13 protein-coding genes, 1 pseudogene and 1 riboswitch are annotated in these 19,408 nt (G+C 53.1%); of the genes and pseudogenes, 7 read left to right on the forward strand and 7 right to left on the reverse strand.

Annotated features, from left to right (window positions below; all coding sequences use genetic code 11):
* The first annotated feature begins 12 nt into the window (after positions 1-12).
* Entirely contained in the window at positions 13-1,371 is a 1,359-nt protein-coding gene (gene mgtE / locus Q9L42_RS07420; RefSeq protein WP_349432480.1) for a magnesium transporter, read from the forward strand.
* A 67-nt stretch (positions 1,372-1,438) separates the two neighbouring features.
* Here mgtE and Q9L42_RS07425 read toward each other — a convergent pair whose 3' ends face one another.
* The 6 genes from Q9L42_RS07425 to Q9L42_RS07450 all read right to left on the reverse strand — a co-directional run bounded on the left by Q9L42_RS07425 (position 1,439) and on the right by Q9L42_RS07450 (position 6,970).
* Positions 1,439-1,639 (reverse strand): winged helix-turn-helix domain-containing protein, encoded by a 201-nt coding sequence (locus tag Q9L42_RS07425; protein WP_305909071.1) that lies wholly within the window; start codon positions 1,637-1,639, stop codon positions 1,439-1,441.
* A 30-nt stretch (positions 1,640-1,669) separates the two neighbouring features.
* Positions 1,670-1,936 carry a cell division topological specificity factor MinE gene (gene minE, locus Q9L42_RS07430; protein ID WP_305909070.1) on the reverse strand — a complete coding sequence of 89 codons (267 nt, stop codon included), beginning with the start codon at positions 1,934-1,936 and terminating at the stop codon, positions 1,670-1,672.
* Complete coding sequence (gene minD / locus Q9L42_RS07435; protein WP_349432483.1) at positions 1,936-2,748, reverse strand: septum site-determining protein MinD; 813 nt, start codon at positions 2,746-2,748, stop codon at positions 1,936-1,938. The genes minE and minD overlap by 1 nt, the downstream gene beginning before the upstream one ends.
* Before the next feature lie 21 nt (positions 2,749-2,769).
* The gene (gene minC, locus Q9L42_RS07440) at positions 2,770-3,522 is read right to left on the reverse strand and encodes a septum site-determining protein MinC (protein WP_305909069.1); all 753 of its coding nucleotides are present in this window, start codon (positions 3,520-3,522) and stop codon (positions 2,770-2,772) included.
* 58 nt (positions 3,523-3,580) lie between these two features.
* On the reverse strand, positions 3,581-4,480 hold the full coding sequence (locus tag Q9L42_RS07445; RefSeq protein WP_305909068.1) for an ABC transporter substrate-binding protein: 900 nt from the start codon (positions 4,478-4,480) through the stop codon (positions 3,581-3,583).
* 924 nt (positions 4,481-5,404) lie between these two features.
* On the reverse strand, positions 5,405-6,970 hold the full coding sequence (locus Q9L42_RS07450) for an inorganic phosphate transporter (RefSeq protein WP_305909067.1): 1,566 nt from the start codon (positions 6,968-6,970) through the stop codon (positions 5,405-5,407).
* A 226-nt stretch (positions 6,971-7,196) separates the two neighbouring features.
* Positions 7,197-7,304, forward strand: a riboswitch (TPP riboswitch).
* Between the two features lie 30 nt (positions 7,305-7,334).
* Here Q9L42_RS07450 and thiC point away from each other — a divergent pair.
* Positions 7,335-9,203, forward strand: a complete 1,869-nt coding sequence (gene thiC / locus Q9L42_RS07455; RefSeq protein ID WP_305909066.1) for a phosphomethylpyrimidine synthase ThiC — start codon at positions 7,335-7,337, stop codon at positions 9,201-9,203.
* Positions 9,204-9,389: 186 nt separating this feature from the next.
* Complete coding sequence (locus Q9L42_RS07460) at positions 9,390-9,692, forward strand: hypothetical protein (RefSeq protein ID WP_349432486.1); 303 nt, start codon at positions 9,390-9,392, stop codon at positions 9,690-9,692.
* Positions 9,693-9,755: 63 nt separating this feature from the next.
* Here Q9L42_RS07460 and nhaR read toward each other — a convergent pair whose 3' ends face one another.
* The gene (nhaR, locus tag Q9L42_RS07465; RefSeq protein ID WP_305909064.1) at positions 9,756-10,655 is read right to left on the reverse strand and encodes a transcriptional activator NhaR; all 900 of its coding nucleotides are present in this window, start codon (positions 10,653-10,655) and stop codon (positions 9,756-9,758) included.
* A 760-nt stretch (positions 10,656-11,415) separates the two neighbouring features.
* Here nhaR and ppc point away from each other — a divergent pair.
* The 4 genes and pseudogenes from ppc (at position 11,416) to Q9L42_RS07485 (ending at position 19,384) form a co-directional block, all read left to right on the forward strand.
* Positions 11,416-14,162 (forward strand): annotated as a pseudogene (gene ppc, locus Q9L42_RS07470) (phosphoenolpyruvate carboxylase).
* Between the two features lie 32 nt (positions 14,163-14,194).
* Positions 14,195-16,261, forward strand: a complete 2,067-nt coding sequence (locus Q9L42_RS07475) for a peptidase domain-containing ABC transporter (RefSeq protein WP_305909062.1) — start codon at positions 14,195-14,197, stop codon at positions 16,259-16,261.
* Positions 16,258-17,574, forward strand: coding sequence for an HlyD family secretion protein (locus Q9L42_RS07480; RefSeq protein ID WP_305909061.1), 1,317 nt, complete (start codon positions 16,258-16,260; stop codon positions 17,572-17,574). The genes Q9L42_RS07475 and Q9L42_RS07480 overlap by 4 nt, the downstream gene beginning before the upstream one ends.
* 40 nt (positions 17,575-17,614) lie before the next feature.
* Positions 17,615-19,384 carry a TolC family protein gene (locus Q9L42_RS07485; RefSeq protein ID WP_349432489.1) on the forward strand — a complete coding sequence of 590 codons (1,770 nt, stop codon included), beginning with the start codon at positions 17,615-17,617 and terminating at the stop codon, positions 19,382-19,384.
* The last annotated feature ends 24 nt before the right edge of the window (positions 19,385-19,408 follow it).

Here is a 19,408-nt window from a genome sequence, read left to right on the forward strand (position 1 = left end):
ACCCGTTATTTTATGCCAACGACAGTACAGCAAGAAGACACAAAACCTCTATTGGATCGGACTCTGAAAGCGCTGGAGAAAGGTTCGCAATTTGAAATTAGGAATTTGATTCATTCCTTGTACCCGGCGGAAACGGCGCTTATTCTCGAGTCGCTGACAGCAGAACAAAGAGCCCGGGTTTGGGCCGTCATTCCTCCTAATGTGATGGGGGAAATTTTAGTCAGGGTCCATACCGAGGTGGCAGAGGGCTTGCTGAAAATCACCGATCGCAACGATTTGATCAAGGCGGCCGAAAATCTTGAATCCGATGATATGGTGGATCTGCTGCAAGTGTTGCCGGAGCCTTTGTTATCCCAGGTATTGGAATCGATGGGCGTGCATCAGCGCAATCGTCTGGAGTCGGCATTAGCCTATGATGATCATACCGCCGGCGGCTTAATGACGCTGGATGTGTTGACGATAAGGGCCGATGTGACCCTCGATGTGGTCCTGCGTTATTTACGCCAGCGCGGCAATATGCCGCCTTCCACCGATAGTCTGATCGTCGTCGACAGGAATGATCATTTTCAGGGCATATTGTCCTTGGAAACTTTGTTGACGCATGATGGGGCAACCAAGGTTGCGGCGGTTATGGACACCAATGCCACCAGCATACCTTACCAAACGCCAGCCCATGATGTGGCGATTCTGTTCGAGCAGCGAGATATATTGTCGGCGCCGGTGGTGACCGATAATGGTCGTTTGATGGGGCGGATCACTATCGATGATGTAGTGGACATCATTCGTGAGGAGGCCGATCACTCGATCATGAGCATGGCCGGCCTCGATGAGGAACAGGACATGTTTGCGCCGGTCATGACCAGCGCTAAGCGCCGCGCCGTCTGGTTGGGGGTCAACCTGTTCACCGCCTTCTTGGCATCTTGGGTGATAGGCCTGTTCGAGGCGACTCTGGCGGAGATCGTGGCCTTGGCGGTGTTGATGCCTATCGTCGCCAGCATGGGCGGTATCGCCGGCAGTCAGACGTTGACTCTCGTGGTGCGCGGTCTGGCGCTGCGTCAGGTGAGTGGCGCGAATGCCGGCCGCTTATTATTAAAGGAGCTTTCGGTAGGGGGGGTTAACGGAGTCTTGTGGGCCGTGGTCGTCGCCTTGATCGGCGGGGTCTGGTTTCAGAGCGCCAGTTTGGGATTGTTGCTGGGGGCCGCGATGGTGATTAACCTGGTCTGTGCCGCCCTAGCCGGGGCCAGCATTCCTGTGGTTCTGGATAAAGTGGGCATCGATCCTGCCTTGGCGGGCGGGGTGTTGCTGACCACGGTGACCGATGTGATCGGCTTTATGGCCTTCCTTGGATTGGCCACCATATTCTTGCTATAGGCGGCCGATCAATCGTTGCGCCGAGACGTGAGCGTCTCGGCGCTTGACTCCCGTTATTATCCGACGTTTATTTAAGCGACAGCGTTTCGGTACGGCCATTGATCTCAAAGCTGAGTTTGTCTTCTTTAGATAGCCAGCCGATGGCGCGCTGCACATCGTTTTTGCCCAGGCCGGTTTCTTTGGTGATTTTAGATACGCTAGCTTCGCCATTTTTATCCAGATATTTCCAGATCTTGCCGGCTGCATCGCCAATTGCTACATTAGACATGGTGTTTCCTCATCATGGTTGGTAATAAAATCAGTTTTGTTTGTTTTGCTCATCGGGTAGGACGATATTGAGCTCCAAAGTTTCCTGGTTTTCATCCTGTTCCAAATTGACAGAAATGGCGTCTTCACCGACGTTGACATATTTCTGTACGACAGCCAACAATTCCTGCTGCAATTGGGGAAGATAAGAGGGCTGATTGCGGGCGGATCTCTCATGGGCCACTAGTATCTGTAACCGCTCTTTTGCCACTGAAGCTGAGCTGGGTTTAGTTGATCTAAAATAATCTAACAAACTCATTACTTACTCCTGAACAGCTTACCGAATAACCCTTTTTTCTCTTCATCAATGAAACGATGCGGTTTGTCTTCACCGAGGTAACGGTCCACGATGTCAGCATAGGCTTGTCCGGCATCGCTTTGTTCATCGAGAATAACAGGCACACCGGAATTCGATGCATTCAATACCGATTTGGATTCCGGAATCACGCCTAGCAGATGGAGTGATAAAATGTCCTGGACGTCATCGACACTCAGCATTTCCCCCAGTTTAACCCGATCCGGAGAATAACGCGATAACAAGAGGTATTCCCGTATAGGTTCTTCGCCGTTTTCGGCGCGACGCGATTTGCTGGATAAGATGCCCAGCATGCGGTCTGAGTCTCGGACCGAGGAGACTTCGGGGTTGGTGACGACGAAGGCGTCATCGGCAAAGTACATGGCCAGGTTGGCGCCGCGTTCGATGCCTGCCGGGGAGTCGCAGACGATGTATTTAAAATCCTTGGACAATTCCTCCAGTACCTGGCCGACCCCTTCTTTGGTTAGGGCTTCTTTATCTCGGGTTTGGGAGGCCGGAAGTATGTAAAGCTGGTTGCAACGCTTGTCTTTGATCAGCGCCTGATTCAGCGAGGCTTCGCCGTGGATCACATTGATAAAATCGTAGACGACGCGACGTTCGCAGCCCATGACTAAATCAAGGTTACGCAAGCCAACATCAAAGTCTATTACGGCTGTTTTGTGCCCTTTTTTTGCCAACCCCATGGCGATTGCAGCACTGGTCGTCGTTTTGCCAACGCCACCTTTACCTGATGTTACGACGATAATTCTGGCCAATGTATATTCCTCCAAAAAGAGTTAAATAGCTTCAATAATAAGCGCCTGATCTTGCAGGCTGATTTGTACGGGTTTGTTGCGCATGGAGTCATCGAGTTCGTCGCTGATCTTGTAATTACCGGCGATGGAAATTAGTTCTGCCTGCAAATCAGAGCAGAAAATCCTGCTGTCGCAATTGCCCTGAACCCCGGCCAGCGCCCTGCCTCTGAGTGAGCCATAAACATGGATATTGCCCTCAGCCATGATTTCGGCGCCTGCGCTGACGGTGGCGGTAACAATTAAATCGCCTTTGGCGTACACTCGCTGTCCGGAGCGTACCGGATGAGTGACGGTTTTGTTTTCGAGCGTAGCGGCGGCAGCCGGTTCGCTTTGCTTCTGGCTTTGTTCGGTCTCCGGAACGATTGTTTTTTCCGTTTGCGGATTGTTGGCGTCAGGTTGTGATGCATGCGCAGAATGCACCGGCAGGTTGAGTTCTATCGCGCTTTGGTTCTGTTCTTCGCTGCCGCCTCTAATGCCGATCGGTAGAAAATGATGAGTTCTCAGGACGTTGACAATGTCGGCTAAATTAAGCGTCTGTTCTCGCTTGTTCAGCTCCCGTAAATCGATTAACACCGGCGAATATTTAAAGAACTCGGGCGCCTGTGCTATTTTTTCCTGTAATTGATGTTCAATATGCACAAGATTGTTGCTGATTAACATCAGGGCAGGCACGTTTAAAGAGGTGCTTTTGAACTCTAAAGCGGCTTTTTGCGGTGCGGTTGTGTCGGTCGACATCGGGGTTTGCAAATCAAGTCTCTAATGCGTTGAATGTTATCATCTTCAAATGGAAAAATCATTTTTCCAGCCGTAATAATTTTAATTTTATTTGTTCCGACTCTGGCAAGTGAAATTCAAGGCTGCGCGCGACATTTCTATTTATGTTGACGGAGAAATATTTTGGTGGATATGTTCTTTGTTTCATGCTTTTTGGCGCGAGTAGAATGCGGGTGGCCAGCTCCCAGATGTGTCGAGCAATTTGTCTGGGCGAGGAGTAGACCGCGGCAATGGCGCCGGCGTTGACATAGGCTTTGGAAAAGCCGATGACAGGGACATTGTAGCGATAGCTGGTTAACAGCAGATAAGGTATCGTCCTACGATTATGAATCAAAGGATCGGGCAACGCCAGCAGTACATCGGATTCCTTGACTAATTCGTTCAGTTGATTGTTGATTTCGCTAGCGGAGCTAACGCTTCGGTTGTTGATTTGCAAATGGCGCTGTTTTCCTTGCTCTTTTAACGCCTCGAGTTTATTGACGGAAAAGTCGGCGGTCAAAACGCCGACCGACTTTACCCCGGACAGGGTTGTGGTAAGTAGATTCAACTGTCTGGCGATGGGTTGGTCAAGGTAGAGGCCGTAATGCCGAGGCAGCTCCGGGCATTGGGCTAGGATGCAAAGTTTTTCATCCGCCATGCTCTGCTTCGGTAGCAGGGTGTTAAGTGTCACCATATCGGACCGATTGGCCAATAAGGCGGCTTGATAGCCGAGGGTGATGACCAGGGCGATATTGTTTTGTCTGAGCGCGTTGCTGTTGACTTGGTCCAGACGCCGATATTCGATGTTAAAGGCTTGCTCGGTGAATTGCTGATTTTGTAATTCGTTGACCACTTGATCATGGATTTTTGATTCGGTATCGGAAATAACCAAAACTGTATGGTTAGCGGCCAGGGCGATGGTCGAAAAAACAAAAGACACAAAAATGCCTATGACACAGGCTGACAGCTTGTGAAAAAAAGGCGTGATAATATGCGAGCCCCCTAATGAATGGGGCGTCAAAAAATCCATTTATGGTGATTATCGATTTGGATGAAATTTTTTAACGGATCGATTGGCGATGTAAACATTATTAGGCCCGAAGCCGGTTATATCCTTTATGTTTTCAATGTTAGGAAAGTTATGGCGTAACTTGTCCGAAACGGGCGCTTTATTATTGGGGCGCCATCGCTTGAACGGATCCATCCAGGGTTTCTGTACACTCGGTCAAGGAAAACTGCAGTTTCCTTGTAGCCCAAGTACATAGTCAATATTATTCTGTCGGCAATTGTGAGTGTAGGCGCAGATTTAGCTGAGCAATGCGAATAAATTCGCACCTACCGCAGCAGCATTTCCCGGTTTGAGCATTTTTGAACTCCAAACTGGGAGTTGCTGCCACCTACCGAGTACCCGTCATATATAACATGACTAGGTACTAGTAGGAGGCTGTGTTAAGGAAAAGCCTATCCGCGTACTTATTTGTTTTAGTTTATCTTGAAATAAACGACGTGCCTAGTGTCGTAAAGGTTTATTGAGAATATTCTTGTCGACAGCAAACGCAAGGGAGAGGGCGCATTAGCCGATAGTTCGACAATTTCAGACTATGCTAAAGGGGGTAAGATCGCTTACTCTAGTCAAGTCCTTGGCAAGCGTTGATCCGGTAGCAGCAATTCCCAGTTTAAGTATTTTTGCAGGGTTTAGGGCATGGGGTGTGTCAGTCGAGGAGCGCCGTAAACCCATCCCTGGGGGCTTGACGGCAGCATCCTTGCTGCCGACATCCTCGCCAAACACACCCCATGCCCTTTTTGAACGCCAAAGTGGGAATTGCTGATCCGGTAGCCAAGGACTTGACTAGATCAGGGTGGGCTAAGGCAGCATATAGCCGCGGATAGTAAAATATAGGAAAGCCGCCAGGAGTCCGGATAATGGCACGGTAATCACCCAGGCCGCCGCTATTTTGTATAGATGTGAGCGTTTGACCAGTTCCTGGCGATAAACTTTTTTCAGGCTTTTGCGTTCCTTACGGGTCAGCTCGGTTGATGCGGTTTTCGCTTTCAAGTCTTTAAGCATCTTCGCCTTTTCTTCAATCGTGGCGGTTTCAAATTCCTCTAATAAGGCTTCGACTTTTTCCGGGTCGGCGTGTTCGTGATGCTCGCGAATTTTGGCGATTCTCTTGGCATTGCTGTGTTTCAGGTATTCGCGTAAAAATCCTACGCCGAAGATCGCTCCCACCGCGGTGTGGGTGGAACTGACCGGAAGTCCGAGTTGGCTGGCGATGATGACCGTGATCGCGGCCGCCATCGCGACACAGAAGGCGCGCATTTTATCCAATTCGGTAATTTCGCTGCCGACGGTGCGAATCAGCTTGGGGCCATATAGGGCTAAACCAATCGAGATGCCCAGCGCGCCAACCAGCATGATCCATAAAGGTATCGCCGCCTTGGTCGCGACGCCGCCGCTGAACACGGCATCGTTAATGGCCGCCAGCGGACCTACGGCATTCGCCACGTCATTGGCGCCGTGAGCAAAACTTAATAAGGCTGCCGAGCAAATTAGGGGCAGGGAAAATAAGGTGTTGACGCTTTCTTTGCTGTTTTCAAGTTTGAATGCGGTTTTTTTGAGCAGAGGCGTGACGACAACATAAGCGGCAACGGCGACGGCCAGTCCGATGCTGGTCGCGGTCATGAAATCGATTTTCCAGATTTTCTTCACCCCTTTCAGTAGCAGGTAGGTGGAAAATGCCCAACACATGAGCGCGATCAATATAGGCACGACTTTTCTAGCGGATTTAACCATATCCTCCTGGTAAGTGATCGTGCGTTTGATCAGGTATAAGAAAGAGGCGGCGATAACGCCGCCGAAAACTGGAGAAATCACCCAGCTGGCTGCGATTTTGCCGAACACCATCCAATTGGCGATGCCCAGGCCGCCGGCGGCAATGCCGGCGCCTAACACGCCGCCGACGATCGAATGCGTGGTCGATACCGGCGCATTTAACGCAGTTGCGATATTCAGCCAGATTGCCGCGGCCAACAGGGCCGCCATCATCAGCCAGATAAAGGTGCTGGTGTCGCTGATCAGGGATGGGTTTATGATGCCTTTTTTGATCGTGCCGACCACATCGCCGCCGGCGATAATCGCGCCCCCGGCCTCAAAAACGGCGGCGATAAGGATCGCGCCGAACAGCGACACCGCTTTGGAGCCGACTGCCGGGCCGACGTTATTGGCGACATCGTTGGCGCCGATATTCAGCGCCATGTAAGCGCCTATTGCCGCGGCGGTGATTAATAAGTGTCCGCCATCGTTTGGAATGATGAAGGAAGAGGCATAATAGGCAACAACTAGAATGAACGTGAAAGCGATAGTCGCTTTGAAAATATCATGGCTAAAGATGGAGCGATCTTCGCTATGGGCAACGTTTTCTAAATTCATGGATTATCCAGTTTTAGTTAAGTTGTAAATATAACCCTCCATTATGACTAATGTTACGGAATTTTGACAGTTCTGTGATGCCATTTGGTGAGATGGCGTCGCTGCAGGGGGGCGATAGGGAAAAGTATTATTTAATAAAACCTCTTGTTTTATAAGAAAATTGTCTGTTATTGGGCGATTTCCAGACTTGCAATTCTAGTCATTATCCTTTAATTTAACCTACTATCCGTAAAGCTAGGGGTGCTTGTTGTCGACAGCTGTCGAAATGGGCTGAGATAAACCCTTTGAACCTGACCCGGCTAATACCGGCGTAGGAAAGCCCACACTTCCCTGCGCTTGAGATTTATTGAATTTGGAGATAAGCATGAGCGCTGTCCGTAATGAGATTGCTGCCGATGGCGGCAGTAGTGTAAGAATAGATTCCTATCCCGCATCCGAAAAAATCTATGTGCAGGGCAGTCGTCCTGACATCCGAGTGCCGATGCGCAAGATCACCCTGTCCGATACGCCGGCGCATTTCGGCGCGGAAGAAAACCCGCCGTTGTATGTCTATGATACTTCCGGCGTCTACACCGACCCCAACGTAGCAATCAATCTGCATCAAGGTTTGGGACCGGTTCGCGATCAATGGATCGCGGAACGAAACGATACCGAGGAGTTGGCGGGGCCGACTTCAAAGTTTGGCCGCGAAAGACTGGAAGATCCCGATACCGCACATTTTCGCTTCGACCATATCCATAAGCCTAGAAGAGCCGTTGCCGGCGCCAACGTCAGTCAGATGCATTATGCCCGCAAAGGCATCATTACCCCGGAAATGGAATATATCGCCATCCGCGAAAACCAGAACATGGAAGAGATGCGCGAACATTTGAAGGGTCGGCATCCCGGCCAGGCATTCGGCGCCTCCATTCCTGACGTCATCACCCCTGAATTTGTGCGTGATGAAGTGGCGAGGGGCCGCGCCATTATTCCGGCTAACATCAACCATCCGGAGCTGGAGCCGATGATTATCGGCCGTAACTTCCTGGTCAAAATCAACGGCAACCTGGGTAATTCGGCAGTCACGTCCTCGATCGAAGAAGAAGTGGAAAAAATGCTCTGGGGGATTCGCTGGGGCGCCGACACGATCATGGATTTGTCCACCGGTAAAAATATTCATGAAACGCGCGAGTGGATTCTGCGTAATTCACCGGTGCCCATTGGCACAGTGCCGATTTATCAAGCGCTGGAAAAAGTCGACGGCAAGGCCGAAGAGCTGACTTGGGAGATATATCGCGATACCCTGATCGAACAGGCCGAGCAAGGCGTCGATTATTTCACCATTCATGCCGGTGTGCGTCTGCAGCATGTGCCGCTGACCGCGAAACGTATGACCGGAATTGTTTCACGCGGTGGCTCCATCATGGCGAAATGGTGTCTGGCGCATCATACCGAAAGTTTCCTGTACACTCATTTCGAAGAAATCTGCGAAATCATGAAGGCCTATGACGTGTCCTTCTCGTTAGGCGATGGACTGCGTCCGGGATCGATTTACGATGCCAACGACGAAGCGCAATTCGGTGAACTGGAAACCTTGGGCGAGTTAACCAAGATCGCCTGGAAGCACGATGTGCAAACGATGATCGAGGGGCCGGGGCATGTGCCATTGCATATGGTTAAAATCAATATGGACAAGCAGTTGGAAGACTGTCATGAGGCGCCTTTCTATACCTTGGGGCCGCTGACCACCGATATCGCGCCCGGTTATGACCATATTACCTCGGCGATCGGAGCCGCCAACATCGGTTGGTATGGCTGTGCGATGTTGTGTTATGTGACGCAAAAAGAACATCTGGGCTTGCCTAACAAGCAGGACGTGCGTGAAGGTATCGTCACCTATAAGGTCGCCGCTCACGCCGCCGACTTGGCGAAAGGTCATCCCGCTGCGCAAGCACGGGATAATGCCATGTCCAAGGCGCGTTTCGAATTCCGCTGGGAGGATCAATTCAATATTTCATTGGATCCGGAAAAGGCTCGTTCCTTTCATGACGAAACCTTGCCTAAGGAATCGGCCAAAATCGCGCATTTCTGTTCCATGTGCGGCCCTCATTTCTGTTCGATGAAAATCAGCCAGGATGTGCGTGATTACGCCGCGGCAAAAGGCATCGATGAAGAACAGGCATTAAAACAAGGCATGGATGAAAAGTCCCAGCAATTTCTGAAAGAAGGGGCCGACATTTACCATAAGATTTAACGGTCTGAAGACAGGGCGCACTTGCTGCGCCCTTTTTTGTATTGACTATAATGAAAGCCTCGACGGACGCGGCATTGCATCCTATTCACGTTCTTAGAGGGTGTGGGACAGAAATCAGGATGGATGCGTGAGATGTGCAATTGTTTTATCTGCTGTGGTACGCCGGTTGCCAAGTCATTAAAAATAATGAATACTTATGCGCTCATATCTACGCGGCTTGCATTACAACTACTGGAGGTTTCAAGTTTTATGAAAAAAATGATTATTTTGGGATTGGCGGTTGCCGGTCTTTCGTTGAGTTCAATGACCGCATCGGCCAAAAACGATGATAGCGAATATCCAGCGGCTTATTTTCAGCCAAAAGTGATTTATGCCGATAAAGAAGCAATCAGGGAATCCGAAAAAACGGCCAAGCCCAGAAAGAGAAAAGTGGAATTCGATCCAAAATACCCGGCCGCCTATTTCCAGCCTAAGGTGATTTACCCGTAAGCTATTTTTACGCGGCGGTTGTAAAGAAAGGTCGCACCGAGAGGGCGGCCTTTTTTTATGCCTCTATTCGAACAACTGTTCCCGCGCATTTTCCAATATTGCTGTTACCGCCGGATGCTTAAGTTTTCTTTGCGCGGTGATGGCGTAAAATTTTTCTTCAACGGTCTCGATACGCCCCAGGCTTTGTACATTGTATTGACGTTCAAGTTCAACTGCGACCGTGCTCGGGGCGACAAACAAGCCCGCGCCGCCGCTGCCAAAGGTCTTGATCAATGCGCTATCCTCTATTTCCGCCTGGATTTGAGGGCTGATGCCTTCGGCATCGAACCATTGATCCAGCGAGCGTCGTAACGCGGTGTTGCCGGTAGGAAGTAAAAACGGCGCTCCGTTCAGGGAGCGAGGAAAGCCTGGGCGGTAAATGTCGGCCAAGTTAGCGGTTCCGAATACGGTCACCGGGCAGCCGCCTAATAGATGGTTGAAAGCCTTGCTGTCGCTGGTCGGGGTCAGGGGCGCATCCGATAGGACCAGGTCGATGCCCAGTAGCGAAATTTCCGTTAACAGGCGGTCTGCCTTGTCTTCGTAACAATGCAGTTGGACCGATTCCGGCAATTGCAATGCCGGTTCGATCAGTCGATAAACCAACATTTTCGGTAACGCGTCGGCCACGCCAACGGTCAGTCGCAGGGCTTGACCGCTGGGTCGTCCCGCCAGGGTATTGCTGAGTTCTCGACCCAAGGAGAATATTTCGTCGGCATAGTGAAACACGATGCGGCCGGTTTCCGTCAACATCAGTTTGCGACCGTTTTTGTAGAAGAGTTTATCGCCGACCGCTTGTTCGAATACGGCCAGTTGGGCGCTGATTGTCGGTTGCGCCAGGTGTAGTTTTTCACTGGCGCGAGTGACGCCTTCCTCACGAACGACGTTCCAGAAATAAAACAGATGCTGATAATTGATGCGTTTCATATATTTTATAAAATGCTATAACTATTTAGCTTGGTATTGAGAAAATATTTCCCTTGCTATCAGTTGCTTGCGTAAGAAGTGTATGCGACAAGGCAGATTTTTGCTCCTGCAAAATCTGCATTCCCCCCGTCCCTGGCGGTTTACCGCAATCGCTCCCGACGATTGCTGGCATTCCCACCCTCCCTGGCAGTTTACCGCAATCGCTCCCGACGATTGCCGGCATTCCCGCCCTCCCTGGCAGTTTACCGCAATCGCTCCCGACGATTGCTGGCATTCCCACCCTCCCTGGCAGTTTACCGCAATCGCTCCCGACGATTGCCGGCATTCCCGCCCTCCCTGGCAGTTAGAAGCAGGCGTCAAGACTCATCAGGTAAACAACCGGCAACAGATTGATTGCCTTATAATATAGAAAAATACTATGTAAATATTCAATATATTCTATTTTACAATAAATGTCTCTGTCTTTAATCTATTGCAGCAAGAGGCAACAATTCCCACTTTGGCGTTCAAAAAGGGCATGGGGTGTGTTTGGCGTGGATGTCGGCAGCAAGGATGCTGCCGTCAAGCCCCCAGCACCTAATGCCCTAAACACAGCAAAATGCTCAAACTGAGAATTGCTGGCAAGAGGCTGGTAGACAGTGCGGTCAATAAAAAGATGATTTTTTAGGCTGAGGGCTGTCGACCGCATGAATTAATTTTGACTAGAGGAGTGGCCGTGGATATTTCTTTCGATGATAACAAAGTGAGTCATTCGTCCCGGGTGTTGGGGGCGTTATTGACCAAAGTTTTGAAAACCCAGGCTCAACCGGAGGTGTATAAGGCGGTCGAGCAATTACAGAAGCAGTTTGCTGGCCTGCTGCGTGATGAAAGCAGCGAGTCGCATCGTCGTCAAATGTTGTCGGCCGTGGAAAATTTAGATGCCAAGGCAATGAATGAAGTGGCCAGGGTGTTCAGCCACTATTTTAGCTTGCTCAATATCGCCGAGGAATCCTACAACCTGAAAACTCGTAACAAGCAACAGGCAGGGCACTATTGGCCCGGGTCTTTTCACGATACCTTGATTACACTGAAGGAATCCGGAGTCACTGTCGATAAGCTGCAAGATTTGCTTGACGAACTGTTGTATATGCCGGTGATGACGGCTCACCCGACCGAGGCCAAGCGACGCACCGTCAAAGGCGTGTTGCGTAATATCTTTCAAGCCCAAGAGGCGCTGAGCGGTCAGCGCTTACAAGGCAATGAGCGCAAGCAGATGCTGAGCAGATTGCAAAGCTATATCCAACTGCTGTGGAAAACCGACGAAGTGCGCTCGCGCAAACTGAGCGTCGCCGACGAGATTGATGCCGGCTTATTCTATTTTTCGCTGTCGCTGTTTCAGGCCACGGCGCAGGTCTATCGAAAATTCCAGCAATCGTTGGCCGATGTCTACGGTGAAGAGGCGGCGCGCGAAATCCGCGTACCCAGCTTTTTAAGCTTCGGTTCCTGGATTGGCGGCGACCGTGACGGCAATCCCAATGTGACGCCGGAAATCACGGTATTGGCATTGCGTCGACAGGCTGAAACGGTGATGCAGGAATATGTGCGCCGTCTGGATGAACTGATTGGACATTTGTCCCATTCTCACGGCTTTTGTCAGTTGACCGACGAGTTTGTCGACAGTCTAGCGGACGACCGGGCCATGTTGGGACCGTCGGTGACCCAGTTGGAAAGCCGTTATACCCAGGAACCTTATCGGCATAAACTGGTATTGATGAAATTCCGCATGGAGCGCAGCCTGATGACGGTGTCCAGACGCCTGAATGACGAACCCGAGCTGAGCGATAGCCATGCCTATTCCAGCGCAGCAGAGTTTCTGCGCGACCTGAAGCTGATCGATGCCTCGTTGCGGGCGCATGGCGATGGCGAAATAGCGGATCTGGAATTGAGCGATTTAATCCGTTTGACCGAAACCTTCGGTTTTCATTTGATGCAGCTCGATGTGCGTCAGGAATCGACCCGCCATAGCGAGGCGATCGCCGAGATTTTATCGGCTTCGCTGGGAATGGATTATTCCGTTCTCGATGAGGACCAACGCCTGGATCTATTGAGCGAGGCGTTGGCGACCCCGGGTGGTTTGATGTTCGATCGTTCCTCGTTGTCGACAGCGACTCAGGAGACGCTAGAGCTGTTCGACATCATGGCCAGTATGAAGCGTGAAATCGGTCCGGAGTGTTTCGGCAAGTACGTGATTTCGATGACCCATACGGCCAGCCATATTATGGAAGTGATGTTGCTGGCGGCTCAAAGCGGGCTGGTCGGTCGTATCGGAGGCCACTGGCATTGTCATATCGAGGTCAGTCCGTTGTTCGAAACGGTGGACGATCTGAAGCGCATCGAGGGGGTATTGACCCGTTTGTTCGATACCCCGACCTATCAGGAACTGCTGAAGGCGTCGGCCGGCCGCCAGGAAATCATGCTGGGTTATTCCGATTCCTGTAAGGACGGCGGCATTCTGGCTTCGGCCTGGAGCCTGTTCCAAGCGCAACGTAGAGTTATCGATCTGGCCGAGCAGCGCGGCATCAAATGTCGCTTGTTCCACGGCCGCGGCGGCACCGTCGGCGCGGCGGCGGCCCGACCCATGAGGCGATTTTGGCCCAGCCGCCCGATACCGTGCGTGGGCAAATCAAGTTCACCGAACAGGGCGAAGTGCTGTTTTACCGTTACAACAACATGGAAACGGCGATTTACGAGTTGACGATGGGCGTCACCGGCCTGTTGAAGGCCAGCGTCAGTCTGGTGCAGCCGGCCCAGACCGATTGTCCGGATAATTTGGCGATCATGGATGAGCTGGCGCAGCTCGGTGAACAAAGTTATCGCGAATTGACCGAACGCACGCCCGGGTTTCTCGATTATTTCTACGAGGCGACGCCGGTCGGCGAAATCGGCCAGCTCAACATCGGTTCACGGCCGTCGCATCGGAAAAAACAGGATCGTTCGAAAAACTCGGTGCGGGCAATCGCTTGGGTGTTCGCCTGGGCGCAATCTCGGCAAACTTTTCCGGCTTGGTACGGCATCGGCTGGAGCCTGTCGACCTGGTGCGCCGGTAAACCCGAGCGTTTAGAGAAACTGCGGGCGATGTACCGTGATTGGCCTTTCTTTCGCAATCTGCTGAGTAACGCGCAGATGGCATTGAGTAAATCGGATATGAGCATCGCCAAGCAATATGCCGGCCTGTGCGTCGATGACGATACCGGCCAGCGTGTCCATGGCTTGATCGCGAAGGAATATCACCGCTGCCTGGATTGGGTGTTGCAAGTCGCCGAAAAGGATAGGTTGCTGGCCGAAAATCCGTCGTTGGCGTCTTCATTGCATCGTCGCAATGCCTATCTGGGGCCGTTGAATTATATTCAGGTCGCCTTGTTGCGCAAGCTGCGGGCGGACGGTGATAATACCCAGGAAAGTCCTTGGTTGCAGCCGTTATTACGCACGATTAATGCGATTGCCGCGGGGATGAGAAATACAGGTTAGCGTGCGATCACATAATTCGAAACGGATCATCCATGAACACAAGTCTCAGAACGGTTTTTCATTATCTGCAGGATGAACTGGAGATCGGCGTCGAGCAAGCCGACCTCAGTCGATTGCTGATTGATGATGACGACAGCGCTGTCGCGCTAAAGACAGCCGCCGAGCAATTCGGGATGCGCGTGACCGAGGCGGTGCTGACTTTGGACGATGCGCTGGCGGTATGTGGGCGCGCCATGCCGCTGTTGACCGAACTGGGACCTGAACAATGGTTGATATTATCCGGCTTCAGCCGGGGACGCATCGAAGCCGTATTGATCGAGGGTAGCCGGATAGACGCTCAATTCTATCGCGTCAAGGAAATCGCCCATTTGCTGAAGCCTTATCAAGGCGCCGCCCGCCGCTGGTTCTTGTTGGAGCCGGCCGAGCCGTTGGCGGCGGCCAAGAGTCATGATCATGAGGATGCGCTGCCGCCGCTGCACCGTCTGTTCGGATTGTTGCGCGGCGAACGTCACGATTTGTTGCTGGTGCTGCTGTTTTCGCTGGGCACCGGGCTGCTTTATCTGGCGACGCCGATCGCGGTGCAGGCGCTGGTCAATACCGTGGCTCTCGGCGGCATGCTGCAACCGTTGACTGTGCTGGCCTTCATCCTGTTCGTGTTTCTGGCCTTCGGCGGCGTTATTTACGTGTTGCAGACCTATCTGGTCGAATTAATTCAACGGCGCATTTTCATCGGTGTCTCGGCCGACCTGGCCCAACGTTTGCCGCGCGTCGATAGTGAAGTTTACGATCGGCATAATGGCGCGGAACTGGTGAACCGTTTTTTCGACGTCGTGACGATACAGAAGGCCGGTGCGACGCTGTTGTTGTCGGGGCTGTCGACGGTGTTACAGGCCGTCGTGGGCTTGCTGGTGCTGGCGGCCTATCATCCCTTATTGTTGGTTTTCGATATCGTACTGACGGGTTTGATTGCCTTCATCCTGTTTGTCTTGGGCCGCAAGGCCGTGACTACCGCGATCGAGGAATCGAAGGCCAAATATGCACTGGCCGCCTGGCTGGAAACGGTGGCTCGCAACATGCTGACCTTCAAATCCGCAGGCGGTCCCGAGTTCGCTTATCAGCGCAGCGATGAGTTAGCGCATGCCTATCTGGCCAATCGCAAGCGTCATTACCGCGTGGTGCTGCGGCAAACGATCGGTGCGGTCACGCTGCATGCGGTTGCCGGAACCAGCCTGCTGGCGATCGGCGGCTTGCTGGTCATCGAAGGACAACTGACATTGGGGCAATTGGTCGCCGCCGAGTTGATCGTTTCCGGCGTGCTGGCATCGTTCGCCAAATTCGGCAAGCAACTGGAGGGGGTTTATGATTTGATGGCCGGAGTGGACAAGCTCGGCCATTTACTCGACCTGCCGCTGGAACGCAGCGGCGGCGAAAAAATCGATAACGATACGGCCGTCGAACTGAAGGTGACCGATCTGGTCTTCTCCTATCATAGCAAGCATGCGCTGATCGACGGACTCAGCTTTATTTTGCCGGCAGGACAGAACCTGGCAATATTGTGTCCCTCCGGCGGCGGCAAGACTACGCTGGCCGATTTGCTGGGGGGCTTGCGTTTACCGAAAGGAGGACGGATCGAACTGAACGGCGTCGATTTGTCCGACCTGAGCCTGCAGTCGTTACGCCGGCAAGTGGCCATCGTCAATCGCCGCGAAGTCATCGAAGACAGCATCATCGAAAATATCCGTCTGGGGCGGGCTGAGATCGATAACGCCCAGATCCGTGAGGTATTGGACGAACTAGGGCTGTTGCGGGAGCTGATGCGCTTGCCCGAGGGCCTGCAGACCGAAATCACCGCCGGCGGCTCACCGCTGGCCTCTTCCCAGTTGAGCCGACTGTTGATCGCCCGGGCCTTGGTCGGTCGACCTGTGTTGCTGGTCGTCGACGGCATCCTGGACGATCTCGATGAGGCCTCGCGTGAACAGATTTATCAGGTCTTGTTCAAGCCGGAGAGAAACTGTTCCTTATTGATGTTGACACGCTTTCGCGAAGTTGCCCGGCGATGTCAACGGCTGATCGAATGGCCAACAGGAGCAAGGCGATGAGGCGGTTGCGCACCCAGAATTCGTTGACCGCGATGAGTGCGGCTCAGACTCCGCGCATGGTTTCGCGTCTGGCCCGGCTGTTCGCCTGGCTGTTTATCGTGATCCCGTTGGTGATGTTGTTCGTGCCCTGGCAACAAAACGTCACCGGCATCGGCCGAGTGGCCGCCTATGCGCCGGTCGAGCGTCAGCAAACCGTCGATGCCACCGTTTCCGGTCGCATCGTTCAATGGCACGTCAAGGAAGGCGATCGGGTCAGGCAGGGCGACAAGCTGGTCGAGATCCGTGACTTCGATCCGCTTTTCAAGGATCGTTTGCAACAACAACAAGCGGCCGCTAGCGCGAAGGTTGCGGCGAAAGAGCAGGAGCTGCAGGCCTATCGCTTGCAAAGGGAAAATTTGATTGCGGTGCGGGACATTAAAGTTGCGACCGCTCAATACAAGCTTGATGTCGCCCGACAGAAGGTGCGTTCTGCAGTTGAAACGCTGGCGGCGACGCGGGCGACCTTGGATGCTGCGCGTCTGCAACGGGAACGTCTGCAAAATTTGTTGAGCGACGGCCTGGTTTCTCGGCGTGAATTCGAATTGGCCGAGCGCGATCTGAACGTCGCTCTGCGCAGCCGCAACAGCACGCAGGCTTCGTTGCAGGCGGCCAGAGCTTCGGAACAGGCGGCTCTGGCCGATATCGAACGCATACGCGCCGATGCCGAGGCCAAGATCAGCGGCGTCAACGCTTACCTGAACAAAACCTTGAGCGAATTGGAGGAAAGTCGGGCGAGTCTGGTCAAGTTCGAGGTGGCATTGGCCAGACAACAATCCCAGGTGATCGAGGCGCCGCGCGACGGCACGATCTTGCGTTTGTTGAGCAATCCGGAGGCGCAGGTGCTGAAGCAGGGCGATCCGTTGGCTATCTTGATTCCATCCACCGATCAATACGCGGTAGAGTTGTGGTTGGACGGCAATGATGCGCCGTTGACGCTGCCCGGACATCATGTGCGGCTGCAATTCGAGGGCTGGCCTGCGGTGCAGTTCGTCGGCTGGCCCGAGGTTGCGGTCGGCACCTTCGGCGGTCAGGTCGCGTTCGTCGATTCGACCGACAACGGCAACGGGAAATTCAGGGTCATGGTGGTGCCCGATGAACAAGACCGCAACTGGCCTTCCAGCCGTTTCTTGCGGCAGGGCGTTAGGGTTCGTGGTTGGGTGCTACTCAATCAGGTGACGCTCGGTTACGAGATTTGGCGGCAATTGAACGGCTTTCCGCCGATGTTGACGCCGGAATCGCCGTTGTCCGATATCGCCCGTAAGCGTTTGCAATAATGCGGGGCATTGAATGGATTTAAGCAATGCGAGTCAAAACATGAGCACTATCGAGCGAATCCTGCCGGCATTGTTGGTGATGGCATTCCTCGGCGGTTGCCGGCCCCTTGATGTTGCGGAGCTGGAACCGGGCATCGACTCGCGAGTGGAACAGAGGTTGCAACAAGAGGAAGGAGTTTCATTGAAGCAATGGTCGCAGACTAAGCCGCAAACGCTGTCCGAGTCAGTGTCGAAAGGCACGCGTTTGGATTTGTCGTTGCCGCCGCTGTTGCCTGGTCAGAACGGCATTCAAGGAAACCGTATCGACAAGGAGAAGCAACAAAGCGATAAACAAGCGAATGACGGATTTTGGCCGTTGACGATTGCCGAAGCGCGGCAAATGGCGCTGGAAAACAATCTCGACCTGCAGATTGCATTGCTGGAGCCGGAAATCGCCGCGACCCGGGTCAGCGAGGAAGAGGCCAAGTTCGACCAGCTGATTTTCGTCAACGCCAAATATGGACGCAAGGACACGCCGCTGTATGACGGCGATATGGTCAAGTTCAGCACCCAGGATAAGACATCGCCATTGTACAATGAGGAGGTCAAGCTTAGTGCGTTGCCGCAGATCACCGATACCTTCAATATGGAGGCAGGCATCAGCGTGCCGCTGTTGACCGGCGGCAAAGTGACGTTGGCTTCGCCGCTGGCGCACAAACGGACGCGTAAAGGCGTCACTTCCGATGAATATCGTAGCGCCTTGCGTTTCAGCATCAGCCAACCGTTGTTGCGCGGTGTCGGCATAGCCAACAATGTCGCTGGCATCCGTATCGCCGCTTATCGGCAACGCGCCGCCGATGTCGGTCTGCGTCTGCAAAGCATTCGCGTGTTGGCGGCGATCGATCGCGCCTATTGGGCTGTTTACGCCGCCTGGGGCGAATTGGACGTGCGTCGGCAGCAATACCAGAATGCCGCCGACAACTTGGACATGGTCAGACGCCGGGTCGACGAGGGACTGACCGCGGCGGTGGAGCTGAACCGGGCCGAAATCGGCGTCGCCGAGCGGATGGAAAAGCTGGTTGTCGCCCAAACCAAGCTGAAAATCAGCCAGCGCAAGTTGAAACTATTGTTGAATGATAAGGGTTTGGGGCTGGATTCCGAACATTGGCTGGCGCCGCAGACGTCGCCGCAACTGCTCGGATTCAGCTTCGATCGGGAGCAGCTGGCGCAACAGGCTATGGATGGACGATTGGAATTGTTGGAATTGGAATTGAAGCTGGCCGCCGACAGCAGCAAGATCGATTATCTGCGCAATCAGACCCTGCCGCTGTTCATGCTCGATTACCAATACGGCGCGCTGGGCCGCGACAACGCCTTCGGCGACGCCTATGGGGATGCGGTTAGCGGAGACTTTCAGGACTGGTCGGTCGGACTGAAATTCGAATTGCCGTTGAGCAATGCCTTGCGCGAATCGCGATTGCAGCGCGCCGTGCAGCAGCGTGCTCAGCGATTGGCGACGAAACGGCTGCGCGAGTTGAACATACGGCGAGAGATTTTCGATGCGCTGGATTTGGTCGATCAGAACTGGCAACGCATCGTCGTGACCCGGCAGAATGTGATCCTGGCCGGCCTGAATTACCAAGCGGAGCTGAAACAGTTTCGGCAAGGTCTACGCACGATGACCGAAGTGTTGGAAATGCTGACCAAGTTGGGCGAGGCCCAAGTGCGCGAGGTCAATGCGATCGCCAATTATCAGGTCGCGCTGGTCGATCTGGCCTACGCCACCGGCACCTTGCTCGGTTACAGCAAGGTTGGGTTTGCCGATTCCTGACGTAGCAATGCCGGACGGGGTATC

The organism is Methylomarinum sp. Ch1-1, from assembly GCF_030717995.2.
GTDB lineage: Bacteria > Pseudomonadota > Gammaproteobacteria > Methylococcales > Methylomonadaceae > Methylomarinum > Methylomarinum roseum.